General features: G+C 60.9%; 14 protein-coding genes. 1 reads left to right on the forward strand and 13 read right to left on the reverse strand.

From position 1 onward, the window contains the following. Positions 1-117 precede the first annotated feature (117 nt). The 10 genes from IGX34_RS16420 to IGX34_RS16465 all read right to left on the reverse strand — a co-directional run bounded on the left by IGX34_RS16420 (position 118) and on the right by IGX34_RS16465 (position 11,419). Positions 118-1,068 (reverse strand): hypothetical protein, encoded by a 951-nt coding sequence (locus IGX34_RS16420; protein WP_192556813.1) that lies wholly within the window; start codon positions 1,066-1,068, stop codon positions 118-120. Positions 1,069-1,093: 25 nt separating this feature from the next. Further along, a complete protein-coding gene (locus tag IGX34_RS16425; RefSeq protein ID WP_192556814.1) occupies positions 1,094-2,722 on the reverse strand; it encodes an oligosaccharide flippase family protein in 1,629 nt (542 codons plus the stop codon). Then, on the reverse strand, positions 2,638-4,200 hold the full coding sequence (locus IGX34_RS16430; RefSeq protein WP_192556815.1) for an AGE family epimerase/isomerase: 1,563 nt from the start codon (positions 4,198-4,200) through the stop codon (positions 2,638-2,640). The genes IGX34_RS16425 and IGX34_RS16430 overlap by 85 nt, the downstream gene beginning before the upstream one ends. A 165-nt stretch (positions 4,201-4,365) precedes the next feature. Continuing rightward, complete coding sequence (gene galE, locus IGX34_RS16435; RefSeq protein WP_192556816.1) at positions 4,366-5,370, reverse strand: UDP-glucose 4-epimerase GalE; 1,005 nt, start codon at positions 5,368-5,370, stop codon at positions 4,366-4,368. Beyond that, positions 5,367-6,191, reverse strand: coding sequence for an alpha/beta hydrolase family protein (locus IGX34_RS16440; protein WP_192556817.1), 825 nt, complete (start codon positions 6,189-6,191; stop codon positions 5,367-5,369). The genes galE and IGX34_RS16440 overlap by 4 nt, the downstream gene beginning before the upstream one ends. After that, positions 6,191-6,973, reverse strand: a complete 783-nt coding sequence (locus IGX34_RS16445) for an alpha/beta fold hydrolase (RefSeq protein WP_192556818.1) — start codon at positions 6,971-6,973, stop codon at positions 6,191-6,193. The genes IGX34_RS16440 and IGX34_RS16445 overlap by 1 nt, the downstream gene beginning before the upstream one ends. Next, a complete protein-coding gene (locus IGX34_RS16450) occupies positions 6,970-8,340 on the reverse strand; it encodes a porin family protein (RefSeq protein WP_192556819.1) in 1,371 nt (456 codons plus the stop codon). The genes IGX34_RS16445 and IGX34_RS16450 overlap by 4 nt, the downstream gene beginning before the upstream one ends. Positions 8,341-8,401: 61 nt before the next feature. After that, positions 8,402-9,181, reverse strand: a complete 780-nt coding sequence (locus IGX34_RS16455) for a P-loop NTPase family protein (RefSeq protein ID WP_225737531.1) — start codon at positions 9,179-9,181, stop codon at positions 8,402-8,404. A gap of 2 nt (positions 9,182-9,183) precedes the next feature. Continuing rightward, positions 9,184-10,698, reverse strand: coding sequence for an XrtA system polysaccharide chain length determinant (locus tag IGX34_RS16460; RefSeq protein ID WP_225737532.1), 1,515 nt, complete (start codon positions 10,696-10,698; stop codon positions 9,184-9,186). Between the two features lie 97 nt (positions 10,699-10,795). Continuing rightward, complete coding sequence (locus IGX34_RS16465; RefSeq protein WP_192556821.1) at positions 10,796-11,419, reverse strand: XrtA/PEP-CTERM system exopolysaccharide export protein; 624 nt, start codon at positions 11,417-11,419, stop codon at positions 10,796-10,798. Between the two features lie 266 nt (positions 11,420-11,685). On the opposite strand from IGX34_RS16465, the gene IGX34_RS16470 reads away from it, so the two are divergent. Then, entirely contained in the window at positions 11,686-12,417 is a 732-nt protein-coding gene (locus tag IGX34_RS16470; protein ID WP_192556822.1) for a YdcF family protein, read from the forward strand. A gap of 43 nt (positions 12,418-12,460) precedes the next feature. Here the strand turns inward: IGX34_RS16470 and IGX34_RS16475 are convergent, their stop codons facing one another. Genes IGX34_RS16475 through IGX34_RS16485 form a run of 3 tightly spaced genes read right to left on the reverse strand, consistent with a single transcriptional unit; the run spans position 12,461 to position 14,294 of the window. Further along, positions 12,461-13,399, reverse strand: coding sequence for an alpha/beta fold hydrolase (locus IGX34_RS16475; protein WP_225737533.1), 939 nt, complete (start codon positions 13,397-13,399; stop codon positions 12,461-12,463). A gap of 36 nt (positions 13,400-13,435) precedes the next feature. After that, a complete protein-coding gene (locus IGX34_RS16480) occupies positions 13,436-13,918 on the reverse strand; it encodes an SRPBCC family protein (RefSeq protein ID WP_192556823.1) in 483 nt (160 codons plus the stop codon). Further along, positions 13,896-14,294: an ArsR/SmtB family transcription factor gene (locus IGX34_RS16485; RefSeq protein WP_225737534.1), complete on the reverse strand. Its 399-nt coding sequence runs from the start codon at positions 14,292-14,294 to the stop codon at positions 13,896-13,898. The genes IGX34_RS16480 and IGX34_RS16485 overlap by 23 nt, the downstream gene beginning before the upstream one ends. Between the last annotated feature and the right edge of the window lie 43 nt (positions 14,295-14,337).

Below are 14,337 nucleotides of genomic sequence, written 5' to 3' on the forward strand. Positions count from 1 at the left end.
AAGCACGCTCGCGCACGGATGACGCACATCGCAAGCCGTGACCCCTCACCCCAACCCTCTCCCCGGAGGGGAGAGGGAGTACTGCAATAATCAAGCTTCTTGCCCAGGCTGGCACGGTTAGGCCAACGCCTGCTCGGCCTTGGCACAAACGATCCATGCTTCCGTCGTCGCCAGCACTTCGCGTGCCTTGTCGCCAAACCGCCCATCCACCACCAACTTTCCGCCGCGCAGCAATTCCAGCGATGGCGCATCGATGGTGGGATCGACCGCAAGAATCGCATGGCGGCCCGATTCGAATAAGGCCAAAAAATCATCGTGGCGCAACCGGTTCATATACATGTAGCGGTTTCCCGCATAGCGCTCCCACTGCGCATCGGAATACTGCAGGAAATTGATCGGCGATATGCGCGTATCCGAATGTGAAAAGTGATCGGAGTAGTCCACGCGGTGCACAAACAATCCATCACTTCGGATGATGCGGTTGCCTTCATCAAGGATCGCCAGCAGCACATCGCGAGGAATGTGCTCGAAGACGTTGAAAGACGTGTGGAAGTCGATCTCATCGGGACCGAGGCCGGTTCGCGCCGCATCGCCAGGTGCGATATAGGTGATATGGCAAAGATCGAGCAGTTGCTGCAGGTCGAAATATCCTTGACGCTCGAAGTCGAGCATTGCTTCGAATCGTTTTCGATTCAGCAGCGCGCCGAATAAGGCCTGCATCTCTTCCGCGTGATCGGCGATGTACCGCAGGCACTCCCGCGTCAGCTCTTCTTTCAGATAGGGATTCAGATCGATGGTGATGACACGCCTGGCGCCCATCAACCAATACGACAATGGCGTCATGGGCACACGCCCTGTCCCTACCTCGAAAAAGGTTTTATCGAACGGGTCGCCGCCAAGCTTTTCGATTTGCCGCCACGTTTCGATCCCCGCCCGCAGCCGCGCCACCGGATTGATATGACGCAGTCCGCCAAAATGACGTTGAAGCCAATAGTAAGTGGCGTAGGACGACTCCGGCGGCAGCCGGGAAACCGCGTTCTGCAGCGTTGCTTTGGCTTTCCAATGCATGACAGCACTCCCGTGCCAGAGCCAATCAGGAGGACACCTTGGCCGCCACTCCGTGCAGGCTGTTCAAGCGCCGCATCAGCGTGCGCCCGGGTGGCCCCAGGCGGTCAGTAATCCTCGCCATCAATAGATAGTCTTCCTCGGTCCAGTACCGCACCACAAAACTGGCCGGCACGAACAGACCCACAAATATGAGACCGCCGACGATAAAGCCGAAGCGACTGGGGATCACCGCCACGCTCAGCCACGCCACCGCCGTCGCCACCAGGGCGGCGGCGAACAGGCGCGCCATGGGCATCAGCGGCAAGCTGCCGCTGGTGACTTTGCGCAAATAGAACATGGCCAGGCCCAGTTCCGCGCAGCGTGTCGCTGCGTAGGTGATCATTGCTCCGGTGAGGCCGAAGAACGGCACCAGCGCGGCTCCGAACACAGCATTGACGATCAGGGCGAGCACGGAGATGCGCACGCGATCGTCCTGGCGGTCGACCACGATCTGGAAGGCCGCGATGCTGTTGCTGATCAGGAGCAGTCCCGCAAGCACGAGCATGGCCTCGATCGCCGGGATCGCCCCGACGTAGCGGTTGCCGTACATCAATGTGACGATTTCGGGGGTAGTGACCAGCCCTACACCCGCAATTACCAAGCCTGTCGCCCAATAGAACCGGGTTGCCTCGGTGAGCAGGCGCGCAGCTTGTCCCGTGCCGCTCTTGCCGAATGATTTGGCCATGTACGGCAGCAAGGTGGTGGTCAGGCCGACGGAGAGCAGTTCGACAGCACCACGCGTCAGCGTAGAGGCGATCGCGAAAAAGCCGACCGCGACCGACGTCGCATAGGTGTTGAGCAGGAACACTTCGATCGTGCTCGAGCGCAGCGAAATCAGCAACACCAGCGCGGCGGTCAGTCGCAGGTGGCGCGAAAGCCGCTTGCTCACGTCATCCGGAATCGGGCCGGCGGAAAAGGGCCGACAGTACTTGTCAAAGGCGAGCCGGTTGATCAGGTTCAACATCAGGCAGGTCACCGCGAACACCGCGAAGAACGCCACCAAACCGGCATGCATCACGGTAGCGGCGCTGATCAGCCCGACGTTGATGACGCCGGCAAGCACCGTTGCAATCGACACCGGCTCAAAACTTTCCTGTCCTTTTTCGATCGCCACCAGCATCGCGTAGTTCGCTTTGGAAACCACGGCGATGATCACCAGGGTGATGATCGGCCATAGCGATTGCCGCCATTCGACCGGACGGATCACCAGGATCGCAGCGACAAACAGCAGCACGACGATCAGCGAGCTCAGGTGCTGGTAGCGACTCAAGCGATGGGCGATATGCGACGCAAGATCAGGCCGCCCTGCCCCGTCCGCTTCAGCAATGAACTTGGTCGACGAGGTCGTCAACGCATGATTGCTGCAGGTCATCAACCAGCTGCACAACCACACGGTGAAAGCATACCGGCCGAAATCCTCCGGTCCCAGCGTGCGCGCGATCCAGATACTGACGACCAGGCCCAACGCATACTCGACATACGTGGCGGCCGAGACCAGGGTGACGCTGCGCAATACCTCCATGCGTTGCTTCATGGCGTCACGCTTTTGGTGGATGCCAGGGGTGCTTCTGGTGCCGCCGTGGCACCGCTGCCGGGAGGCTGGCGGATCAGCCACGCGACGACGCCGGCGCCGCGATTGTTCCAATTGAATCGCCGCAGCGGATCGGCCGATTTGGCACAATCCATGTTGTAGGAAGATGTCAGTGCATCGAGCCTGTGCTTCAAGGCGGCGCTTTGCCTGGCGTCCTTTTCGAAGTAATAGGCCGCAGCCACCGGCAACGCTATCTCGACTGTATGCGCATCGCTGTACCAGCCATCGGAGTCTTCGATGTGCGAGAGCGCCTTCGTGTCGGCATGCGACGACGACCAATACCAGGCAATCTGACCATCCGGACCGGAACAGGGGTTGCGCCAATCGTGCTCATAATGCAGCAGATCGGGCTTGATCCAGCCGTATTGCTCCAGGTACCGGCCAAAGGCTGTGACCATGGTGGGTATGCGCGGATCGCCGGTGACCAGCCAGGCGTGCCACAGCCCATCGATGATGTTTTCCGTCATCCAGGGCGAGGTGCCGCGTACGTCCGTGGAAGGATTCCACGAATCGTCTTCATGCAGATTCCAGCTGTTGCGCCAGGAGCCATCGTCGCCGAGGCCATCCGGATTGTTGCGCTGATGCTCGTATAGCCAGCCGATACGATCTTCGACGCGCTCCAGATAGCGGTGATCGCCAGTCAATTCATACGCACTGACGGTTTCCAGCAGACCCAGTCCGGTCATGCGCTCCGTGAAATGCAGCGAAGGACGCGTATAAGGCCCTGGCCGGTTGCCCCAGCCGCCGTTTTCCCACAGCGTCATCATCTTGTCGACCGTGCCCAGATCGTGCTCGCTGTCGTCGCCGGTAAGCCCCAGCGCAAGCAGGATCGGCTCGACGTAGACGTACTTCACGTCGCAGGGCTTGTCGTTGTACGTCCATCCGCCGGCACAGAACGGGCTCATCGCCAGGCCGTCGCGGCGGATGTATTTCATGTAGAAGTGATAACTGAGATCGGCCGCTTGCAGGTAGTCGAAACGCCCAGTGCGGATGTAGGCCTTGAACAACGTGCTGGGCCGGTCGAACAGCCACGCCGTCGGGTCGTTCACCGGCAACGGTCGCGCCCATTGAAACTGGGTCGCGACGTAGTTGGCGTAGGCTTCATCAGGCGGCGCAGGAAACTGCGGGCCCGCTATCAACGAGTTGCACAGCCACACCGGACTCAGCGTTGCCAGGGCGGCAGCCACCTTCAAACCCTGCACGTCGGGAACCAGCCCGTTGGCGTAAGGCCATGCGGGCAGATCCCGCTGGCGCGGCTTGCCGAGGGCGAAATAGAACGTCTCGGCATCATCGCCAAGATGGGCGTGAAATTGCGCGCTGACAGCGCGAACGCTGCCGTCCTTGGCGTACCACAGCAACGTGGTATGGACCGCAGCCGGCACTTCCGCGCCGCTTTCGTCGAGAATGCGCACCATGCGTGGATCGCGCAGCATGCCAGGCGGGAATGGAATGCCCACCGACACCAGTACGTCCGCATCCTTGCCGGCGTTACGATGCACCACGATGCGCTGATCCGGCGTAGTGTCCGCCGGCGCGGCATGGACTGCCGGCGTACTATGCGACGCCGCACCCGCAGGGCGTGTCCGGGCGCTGACCTGTGTGGCGCTTATAAGGACCAAGACAGCCACCAGCCACCAAGTCATCCGTGTCGACCGGTTTGCAGGCATTCAAGCCACCGACGAGAGCGGCAGGCGCTTGTACAAAAGCTGCTGTTCCCAGCGCAGTGCGGTAGCGACGATGAAATCGAGATCGTCGTAATGTGGCTGCCAGTCGAGTACGTGCTTGAGCCGGTCGCTACAGGCGATCAGCATGGGAATGTCGCCGGCGCGTCGCGGTAATTCAATCACATTGAGCGGCTTGCCACCTACCCTGGCGACGGCGTTGATGACTTCACGCACGCTGTAGCCATGGCCGTAACCGCAGTTCAGGGTGAGCGAATTGCCACCGCAGCGAAGATGATCGAGTGCACAAAGATGTGCTGCCGCCAGGTCGTCGACATGGATGTAGTCACGAATACCGGTGCCGTCCGGCGTGTCGTAGTCGGTGCCGAAAATCGACAGGCTGTCGCGAATCCCCACGGCGTGCTCGCAGCACACCTTGATCAGCAAGGTCGCGTTGGGCGTGGAATGACCGATACGGCCATCCGGATCGCAGCCGGCGACATTGAAGTAGCGAAGTATCACGTGCCGCATCGCGCCGGCGGCGCTGTGGTCACGCAACATGGTTTCGGACATCAGCTTGGAAGTGCCGTACGGATTGATCGGACGCGTCGGCGTATCTTCATCGGCAACACCGTTGTCCGTGACGCCATAGACCGCCGCCGTCGACGAAAAGATGAATTTATCGATGCCCGCATCCGCGCAACACGCCAGCAAATTCCGCGTATTGCAGGTGTTGTTGCCGTAATACTTGAGTGGATCGCAGACCGATTCGGGTACGACGGTGTGTGCGGCAAAGTGCATCACTGCATCGAACCGATGCGCGGCCATGACATGGCTTACCAGACCCGGATCGCCGACGTTGCCGATCACCAATTCGGCGCCGCGCACGGCTTCGCGAAAGCCGGTGCTGAGGTTGTCGATCACGACCACGCGCTCGCCCCGCGCCACCAATTGCTGGACGACGTGACTGCCGATATAGCCGGCGCCGCCGGTAACCAGGACTGTATTCATGGGGATCCCCCCGTCATGACGGGAAAATTGTCGGAAAGCCAGCGCTCGACGTTGTCCAGCAGTCGGTTGCGATCGCCGGTGAGGATGTAGGTGTGATCGGCTTCCTTCAGGAACCGGGTAAAGACGCCTGGGCGGCTGACGACCCGGCCAAAACATTCGCGGAACTGGCGCGCGTGATTGAAATACCGGCTGATCCCGCCGCTATAGATCAGGCACAGCTTGAGGCCGCGATCGAGCATGCCGGCGAAATCGGCGCGTACCACCGCTTGCGGCAAGGGCGCCACGGTAAAGGCTGGCTCGCCGCTGCCCTCTGGCGCCTGGCGTCGGCGTGAAAGGACGAGCAGCCAACGTTTCATGTCCAGCAGGCGCGGGAGGTAATAGCGCAGGTGATAACCGACCGTGCGATACGCGTAGCCGTCGAGAAAAACCGCGCCGGCCACCTTGGGGTCGCTGCACGCCACCATGTGCGCGCTTTGCGAACCGGAACACAGGCCGATCAATACAAAACGCGTGCACGCGGCCTGCTCGCCGAGCAGATGCATCGCGTCCTCCACATCTGCGCAGATCTGCTGTTTGCGGGTCTGCGACTCGCCGCTGGCGGCGCTATCGCCGATGGTGGAAAGATCGAAGCGCAAGGTGGGATAGCCATCGGCATTCAACCGGCGGGTCATCTCCACATGCAGGCGGAACGGTCCGATCCGATGCACCAGTCCCGCGTTGAGCACGATCACGCCAACCGTTTCCGGTGCTTGCGTCGACGGCAATCCGGCGATGCCGACCAGATGCCGTGCGCGTCCAAAACGGAAAGCCCGCTCTTGCATCACGCCGCCTCCCGCACATGTTGCGTGACGGCCTGGATCAGCGGGTGCGACAGAATGGCCACCTCGAGCCGGCGTGGATCGTTCCAGGGCGTGGCAGACTCCATGCGTCTGACGGCGGCGGCATCGATCATGAAGCCGCCCCAGGATGGCGGCGCATCGGATGCAAGCGAGTCGAGCAGAAGCATCGGCGCGGCCGGGCGGTCGACATGCAAATTCGCCAGCTGCTGACGAAACCCGTCGCTGATCGCAAATCCGAGCCATTGCGCGGCGACATCGTCTGCTTTGCGCGGCACCATGAAACGTTGCCCGTCGAGGCGCAGCGCCGACTGCATCGCATCGAGCTGCGCCACGTACGCGCGACCGTCGAGCACGGGGTCCCATGCCACGATGCCGGCAAGGCGTGCCTGCGCCGCCGATGCCAACGCAATGCTTCCGCCCAGGCGCGCGCCAAACGCCAACACGCGGTCAACACCGCTGCGCGCCCGCAGTTCGTTGGCCGCGGCCGCGGTATCGGCCAGGCAGCGCTGCCAATCCATCTCCACGCTGCCGCCCGCCGAGTCTCCTGTGCCGTAATAGTCGAAGCGCAGGACGGCAATGCCTTCGGCTGCCAGCGCCTGCGCCAGTTGCCGGTAAAGGCGATGGCAACGTATCTGGTCCTGCCCCAGCGGCGGGCATAGCAGCACCGCCTTCCGCGCCGGTGTGGCGCTCGCGTGGAACAGGCCGAACAGCGCGCTTTCCGGCCCAAAATAGAACGGCACCTCTGTTTCGGGGCGCGCGCTCATCGCTTGAACACCACGCTGAAAAACACTTCGTTCTCGTGGTAGCTCTGGTCGATCGCGTTGCTGTTCCGCACTTGCCGGATGTAGGAAACGTGCCAGGTCCAGTGCGGCGCCCACTGATGCCCGAGATCCACGCCATAGCGATAGGTCTTGTCGGTCCGCTCCAGCGACGTATACGTCAACCTTTCTGCATTGGCGAAGGCGGTAATCACCGTGCTCGGGCGAAGGCGATAATCGGCGCTGACCGTGCCGCCGCGGGTGGATTGATCGAACGTGTCGTTATTCAAATACGAAAGCTTGTCGTACGTCGGCGAAATCGACAGCTGCAAGCGTTCGGTGTGGTAGGTGTAGGTCGCCTCCAGGGTCTTTTCGAGATAAACCTCCGAGTCGATCACCAGATTGCCGGTGCTGATGCCCCCACCGGGGTTGTAGAGAAAGTCGGTCGGATTCTCGTCCAGGATGTTGACGACGCTCTGCCCAGGCTGCAAAAACATGTCCTGCGCGGCGTCGGAAAACTGATAGGCGCCGGTAGTGGACAAGGTCTGGTGCGGAGTGAATTGCCAATCCAGGGTGATCCTCGCCATGGGCTTGGAATCGCCGCGGGCATGATCAAAGTCGATCTTCGACCAGCCTGCCAGCACATCGGCACTGAAGTGCGCGAGCGTGCTGGTGTAGCGGGCGTAGGCTTCGTCGCGTGTGTAATTGGGTGTCGCCAGGGTGCTGTCGACCCCATCGACCAAGTCGGTGGTGACGTTATCGTCGAATCTCACCCGCTGCGATTCGAGATTCAGCGAAATCGTGTCGGTCGGATTGAGATCGCGATACAGCCGGAACGCCGCCACGCCACGGCTGGAATTGAAGTCCTGCACCTTCGAGGCGTAGCTGTTGAGATAGTGGAGCTCGACTTGCGCGCGCATGACGTCGCCGAACTGAAGGTGCAGTGTCGGCCCCAGCGATACGACGTTGGTTTGTTGCCGGTTGTTCGGTGCATTGCTGGCCAGCGAGTCGACCGGCTCAACGCCGGCGTAATCCTCGACGGTGAAGTCCAATCGCTTCGGCAGTATCGTCCAATTGGCCTGACCGGCCAGCTCGGTCTGTGTCTGATTGGCAAATTGATGCCCGAGATAATAGTCATCCTGGAACGTGCCGCTTACGTTGGCCTGGAATACCGAGCCTTGCTGCAGGTAGTTGAAATTGAACCCCGGCATGAAGACGTTCTGGCTGATCGGGTTGCTGTCGCTCAGCGTAATGTTGTCGCTATGTTCGATGCTGCCGAAGATCGAGTAATCGAACTGCGAGGCCCATACCGCACCCGGCGCGACGGCAAGCGCAAGCGCCATGACCCGAGCGAGCGTGGTAGATGCCGGCATTTCCTCCCCCCTTCCCTAAGTGCGTTGCCTCGAATGCGCTGCAGCCCAGTCGCCTTTCTTCCTACGCCGACTGATTGAAAACCACTCCCGCGAGCTTGCCTGGGTCGAAATTGGCGACCGCCTGATTGATGGCGGCCGGCGTATCGCGCCCATAACCCACCACCACCACCACAAAGTCGGCCAGATCCGACAAGATGCGCGCGTCCGGGGAGCCGTTGACGGCCGGCCCATCCAGAAACAGGTAGCGGTCGCTGTAGCGACAGCGCAGCGAATCGAGCATCGCGCGCATGCGGAACGACGAGAAGAATTCGCCGCCGTTTTCGCGTGACGTACCCGCCGGCACCAGGCGCATGCGCGGAATACCGGTCTGGTAGATGATCGATTTGAGGCCGCGGATGGGGTGCTCGAGATATTCGATCAAGCCGCCTTTTTCGGGATCCACGCCCAGCGCCTTGTGCTGACTCGGATAGCGCAGATTGCAATCGACCAGCAAGCTGGTCTTCGCTTCGTCGAAGGCGAACGCCGCCGCCAGATTGCGCGCCACGAAACTGCCGCCCGAATGCGGACTGACCGAGACCACCAGGGTGATGAAGTTCTGGCCACCCGCAAGCTGGAGCAGGCGCGTGCGAATTTCGCGAAACGCATCGGACTGGCGGCGTACCGAATCCTCGCGGTGGATCAAGCGCCGCTGTTCCAACTGCGCAGGCACCAGCGCACGCCCACCTTCCGTCATCAACGCAATCGAATGGCTCGGCGAGGGAGTGTCTTCGATGTTACGTACGCCGGCACCGGCCTTAGGATCCCGGCGATCGGTAAAAACGCTTTCGTCATGGGTACTCATGCTCAACCCCTGTGCCGGACCCAGAAAAGAATCAGGTAAAACGCGGCGACCCCCACTGCGATCAAGATCAACAGGGTGTTGTGCAGCCGGTCGCGTCGGCGATCACGCGGAGTTGGGTAGAACGGAACCGCTGCCAGGACGTTGGCACCGAGCGCGCGCTCCAACTGGTCGGCTGAACGCACCCGCGGGTCGAAACGCACCAGGGCGAACAACAAGCCGAACGGGATGGCGATCGATAACAGCAGGCCGGCCGCTCCGAAGTGCATGAAGCGCAGGCCTGACGGCACCAGCGGCACCACCGCGGGATTCTGGATAAGAAAGGTCAGGCCGCGTTGCTCGGCGTCGAGATTCATCGACACCCGCGCGTTCTCACGGCGCTTCAACAGGTCCTGGTAGACGTCGCGATTGACGTCGTAGTCGCGCGTCAGCTCGGAGGTTACATTTTCCGAGTTGGAGATGCGTTTGCTTCGGTCCAATTCCGTGGCAAGCATCGAATTGCTGGCCCCGATGCGCGCTTCGGCGGCGGCGGCATCGCTTTCCGTAGCGGCAAGCTGGATCTTCAGTTGCTGATAAAGCGGATTCATCTGCACCGCGTTATCCAGGGGTATCGGCGTACCGGCCGCCTGTGCCGCCTGCTTGCGCTGATCCGACAGAGCCATCTGCTGGCGCAGGTCCTGGATCTGATGCCGAAGTCGGATTACGTCGGGGTATTGGTCGGTATAGGTGAGCAGAAGTTTGTCGAGCTGGCTCTGCAGATCGGCGAGCTGGGTGTCATAGATCCCTTGCGTGGTATGCACCGCGTTGACTTCCGACTCGCCAGACAGCTGTGCCTGCAACGCCGCCGCCTGCGAGCGCTTTTCGGTCAGCTGCAACTGCGTATTCTCGATTTCCGTACGCAGCTGGCTGATGCGCGAATTGGTATCGGAATCGCTACCGGGCCGGGCGTCCACATTGGAGTCGCGATAGGACTTGAGCTTGTCTTCGGCGTCGGTCAGCTTGCGCCGGTAGGCCTCGACCTGGCTATTGATGAAATCGTAGGCGTCGCGGCTTTCGCGCTGTTTCGAGGCGAGGCTTTCGCTGATGAAAAGATGCGCGAACGCCTGTGTTACCAGGAACGCCCGTCTCGGCTCGGAATCGGTATAGCTGATCGTGATCAAATTGCCGTGCGAGATCTGCACCTTGGTACGGGCTCGAATGCCCTCGGTGATGATGTCGCGCTGGATCGGCGTCGGATGCGTCGCCATCCAGCCGCCGACCTCCAGAATCTGGTCCAGCACTTTGCGGCTGAAGATCACATTCTGGGCGATACCCGCCCGATTGGTGTTCGCCGTCGCCGCGGCCGCCCCCTCCATCAGTGGCGTAATGATGTTGCTTTCCTGCGCCAGAATGGTGGTGGAAGCTTCGTATTTTTTTGGCCAGAACATGCCCGCGACCAGTGCCGCGATCGCAATCACGGCAAACGCGACGCCCACGGCCATGCGGCGCCGCCGCACTTCGGTCAACAGTGCAGGCAGCATGCCGCCTAAAGGTGCGAGTTCTCCCCCCATAACATCCCTCTTCTTTCCACATCCCTAAAAACCGCTTGCAGGCATCCCATAGGCGCTGAGCGCGCGATCAGAACGCACGCTGCGGCACTGTGATCACGTCCCCCGGCTGTACCGGATAGTTGTTGGCGATATCGCCTTTCTGCAGAATTTTGTCCAAATGCACGGCGTATGAATCCGAACTCCCGCCATCGCCTTTGCGATACAGTTCAGTGCGGTCGGGCGCGGCAAATTCAGTAATACCGCCGGCGGCCAGGACCGCGTCCAGCACCGTCATGCCCTGGCGATAAGGAATGGAAATCGGGCTACGTACCGCGCCGGTGACCCGCACTCGCGACAGATACTCATTGCTGCGCAGCGCAACGAGAATGACCGCAACCTGTGGATCGCGAATATAAGACTGCAGTTTGTCTTTGATGTCGGCGGAGACTTGGTCCGGGGTTCGTCCGCCAGCGACCACGTCGCCAATCAGCGGAACGGTGATTTTGCCGTCCGGCCGCACCGGGACGCTAACGCTGAGGTCCGGGTTATGCCAAACGGTGATTTGTAACTGGTCGTCAACACCAATGTGGTACGTGGTTACAGCCTGCATTTCGGTATTGAGCTTCGGCGGCGCGCTGGAACCGCCCGTCGTTGTACAGGCAGCCAGCAGCCATGGCAGACACAGTGCAAAACAGCGACAGAGCCTCTTCATGGCGATCTCGGCCGGTGATGATCGTAAAATGTGATCCCTGTCTCATTATATGCTCTTGACAAATTCGCAAAGCAATAGATGAATTTGGAAAAAAGTGGGCAATATTTTTCCAGAGCGCAAGACTTGGCATGCTTTTTGAGCCAGTGCTGGCGCGTATGGAGGAGCTAACGCGAAGCCCGACATCCTCGGTACCTAAGCGCTAGATGGGACTTGGCTGAGCCTCCATCCGACCTGCCGAATGACCTGGACAGCCAGCGAGGGGAGCGATGGATCTGCTTGAGCACCTGCTTTACCCGCTCTACCAAACGGCCATCCTTGCCGCCGCCGGCCTCGTTCTTTTATGCCGTCGCCGCTATCGCTCCGCCACAGCGCTGCTGGTGTTAGGCGCGTGCTGGTTGTGGCTATGCGCCACCCCTGCCATGGCCATGCGCTTGCGCGAAGCGCTGGAACGGCACTATCCACCGCGAGATGCGGCCACCTATGCCAAGTCCGATGCGATCGTTATCCTGGGCGGCGGAGCGTTGCTGCCGTCGGGTTCCGATCGGGATGCAGACGATGCCGATAGTCTTGCTACGCGAATCGGCTTCGGCTTGCAGTTGTTCCGCGATTCACGCGCCGACGTGGTGCTGCTTTCCGGCAGTGACCAGGCTCAGCGAATGACACAGAGACTGTTGCAGGAAGGTGTGCCAGCCAGCGCATTGCAGACGGAATGGGCAAGCACGAATACGCATGAGAATGCCGTGTTCTCGGCCGCCATGCTCAAGCGCGCAAAGCGGCTGCACATCCTGCTGGTGACCTCCGGCTTTCATATGGCACGCGCCGCGGCAGCCTTCGCCAAGCAGGGGCTCGATGTAGTCCCAGCCCCCGCCTACGATCCGGATTATCCCTACTGGCAAGCGCATCCCTGGTGGCCAAGGCGATCCGCCCTACACGTGAGCGGCCATTGCTTGCGCGAATTTGGCGCCCTCTGGTGGTACCGATTGCGCGGCTGGGCCTGAGCAGCCAAGGGCACGAATGCCGCAGGCACCGTGACCCGCAGAACTACCCTGCCTTCAATCCAGCTCCGAGGAAGCGTCCGACGACCTCCGGCAGCATGGGATCAAGGGGAAGCGTGTAGTGAGTGGTGTTCGGCAAGATGGCAAGCTCGTTTGCGGACCGCAAAGAGCCATCGAGCCCGGCATCGCGCCGCCCGCCGCCCAGCGCCTTCCAGAACTCGACCATGTGTTCGGGCCGGATGGCGTCAGCGTCGGCAAAGATCAGCAGCGTGCGAACGTGAAGTTTGGCGACGTCTGCGCTCCGGTCGAAGGGGCGTTTGGTCATGTCACCGACTTTCCGGAAGAGATTGGTCCAGTCGACACCGGGATAGGTCTGTCCTAACGGCGACGCCTTGACGCCAGGACCGAACGTGGCAGCGTTGGCCTCCAACTGTTTGAAAGCCGTCACTACCTCCGGATAAAAGCCGTCCTGCTTCATCGCAGCAGACACGAGCACCAGCCGGTCGACCACAGCCGGATGACGGATGGCGGTCTGCAGCGCGACGCTGGAGCCCAGCGAGTAACCCATTACATCGGCTTTGGCGAGGTTCAAATGGGCGATCAGGGCGGCAATATCGTCGCCCATCGTTTCACTGCGCAGTGGCCTGTTTGTGTCTGGCGTGCGCCCATGTGCCTGGAGATGGACGGCGATCACCTGCCGGCCCTTGGCCAGCTCGGCCAGATTGCTGCCGAAGCTGTCTGGGTTGATGCCGCCATGGAGAAGAATGAGCGGCTTGCCGGCGCCATGCACGCTGTAAAAGAGGTGCTGACCATTGACGTCGGCAAAATTCTCGTTCGACATGGCGGGAGTCTCCTTGGCTTGAACGATGGGAAGCGCAGCAGTCAGCACGGCGGTCGCCATGGCCGTCTTCAGGAAGTCGCGTCTGAGCATATCGTCCTCACGTAAGGCCGAGGTAGCCAGCGTGGCGATGATTCCGTATTTCATCGCCACGCCTTCCATACACCGATGGCCGCGCTGCGGTCACGATCTGCCTGCGAGCAACTCATCGAGCTGCGCGAACTGTTCGGGCAGGCCTTCCGCCGAACCGGCAAGGGTTTCTTCGAGGGCGTCTGTGGTGGGGTAAATCTCGTGCAGGGTAACCAGCGTCTTGCCGGCATTTTCTTCGAATGTCACCGTGGTCACGGCACCCTGCTCGCTTTCTTCGTTCGTCCATGCGATGCGTTTGTGCGGCGTGACTTCTTTGTACGTGCCGAAGAACGCCATCGGTTGATCGAAGTCCGGATGGCTAAACACGAGGCGATACTTGCCGCCAGTGCGAATATCCATGTCGCACGAGACCATCGACATGCCCGCCGACTTCGGAATCCACCAAAGTTTGAACAATTCGGGCTTGCTCCACGCTTCGAAGACGATGTGCACCGGGGCATTGAACGTTCGCGTCACGACAAGTTCGCGGTCGGACTTGCGTTCCACGGTGGTACTACCTTTTTTTGCTTCGTTCATTTGCGTTCTCCTTGCTTTTCAAGTGCTCGACAAGCTTGTCCAGCGCGTCGAAGCGCGCGCTCCAGAGTTGGCGATGCTGCTCGATCCAGGCGGCCTCTTCTTCCAGCCGGCGCAGGCCGAGCTTGCAGGTTCGTACGCGCCCGACCTTTTCCGTGGTCACGAGCCCCGCCTGCTCCAAGATGGAGACGTGCTTCTTCATGCCCGTGAGGGTCATGTCAAACCGTTGGGCAAGGTCGGTGATTGAGGCGTCTGAGCCCCCGAGCTGCTCCAGTACCCCGCGTCGGGTGACATCGGAGAGCGCAGCGAACGTTGCGTCGAGGCGGGCTTGATAGTGAACCATATGGTTCACTGTACGGCGGGCATGGGCGATTTGCAAGCCGGTGGTTCCGCTGTAGACGTGCTCCCGCTTGAAGTCAAAG

The sequence above is a fragment of the Dyella acidiphila genome (assembly GCF_014863405.1).
GTDB classification, from domain to species: Bacteria; Pseudomonadota; Gammaproteobacteria; order Xanthomonadales; family Rhodanobacteraceae; genus Dyella_B; species Dyella_B acidiphila.

Bases quoted from the DNA above. Each gene is read 5' to 3' on its own strand.
- IGX34_RS16420 (WP_192556813.1), bottom strand. From the start codon at position 1,068: ATGCATTGGAAAGCCAAAGCAACGCTGCAGAACGCGGTTTCCCGGCTG.
- IGX34_RS16445 (WP_192556818.1), bottom strand. From the start codon at position 6,973: ATGAGCGCGCGCCCCGAAACAGAGGTGCCGTTCTATTTTGGGCCGGAA.
- IGX34_RS16460 (WP_225737532.1), bottom strand. From the start codon at position 10,698: ATGCTGCCTGCACTGTTGACCGAAGTGCGGCGGCGCCGCATGGCCGTG.
- IGX34_RS16450 (WP_192556819.1), bottom strand. From the start codon at position 8,340: ATGCCGGCATCTACCACGCTCGCTCGGGTCATGGCGCTTGCGCTTGCC.
- IGX34_RS16480 (WP_192556823.1), bottom strand. From the start codon at position 13,918: ATGAACGAAGCAAAAAAAGGTAGTACCACCGTGGAACGCAAGTCCGAC.
- IGX34_RS16475 (WP_225737533.1), bottom strand. From the start codon at position 13,399: ATGAAATACGGAATCATCGCCACGCTGGCTACCTCGGCCTTACGTGAG.
- IGX34_RS16455 (WP_225737531.1), bottom strand. From the start codon at position 9,181: ATGAGTACCCATGACGAAAGCGTTTTTACCGATCGCCGGGATCCTAAG.
- IGX34_RS16470 (WP_192556822.1), top strand. From the start codon at position 11,686: ATGGATCTGCTTGAGCACCTGCTTTACCCGCTCTACCAAACGGCCATC.
- galE (WP_192556816.1), bottom strand. From the start codon at position 5,370: ATGAATACAGTCCTGGTTACCGGCGGCGCCGGCTATATCGGCAGTCAC.
- IGX34_RS16465 (WP_192556821.1), bottom strand. From the start codon at position 11,419: ATGAAGAGGCTCTGTCGCTGTTTTGCACTGTGTCTGCCATGGCTGCTG.
- IGX34_RS16440 (WP_192556817.1), bottom strand. From the start codon at position 6,191: ATGCAAGAGCGGGCTTTCCGTTTTGGACGCGCACGGCATCTGGTCGGC.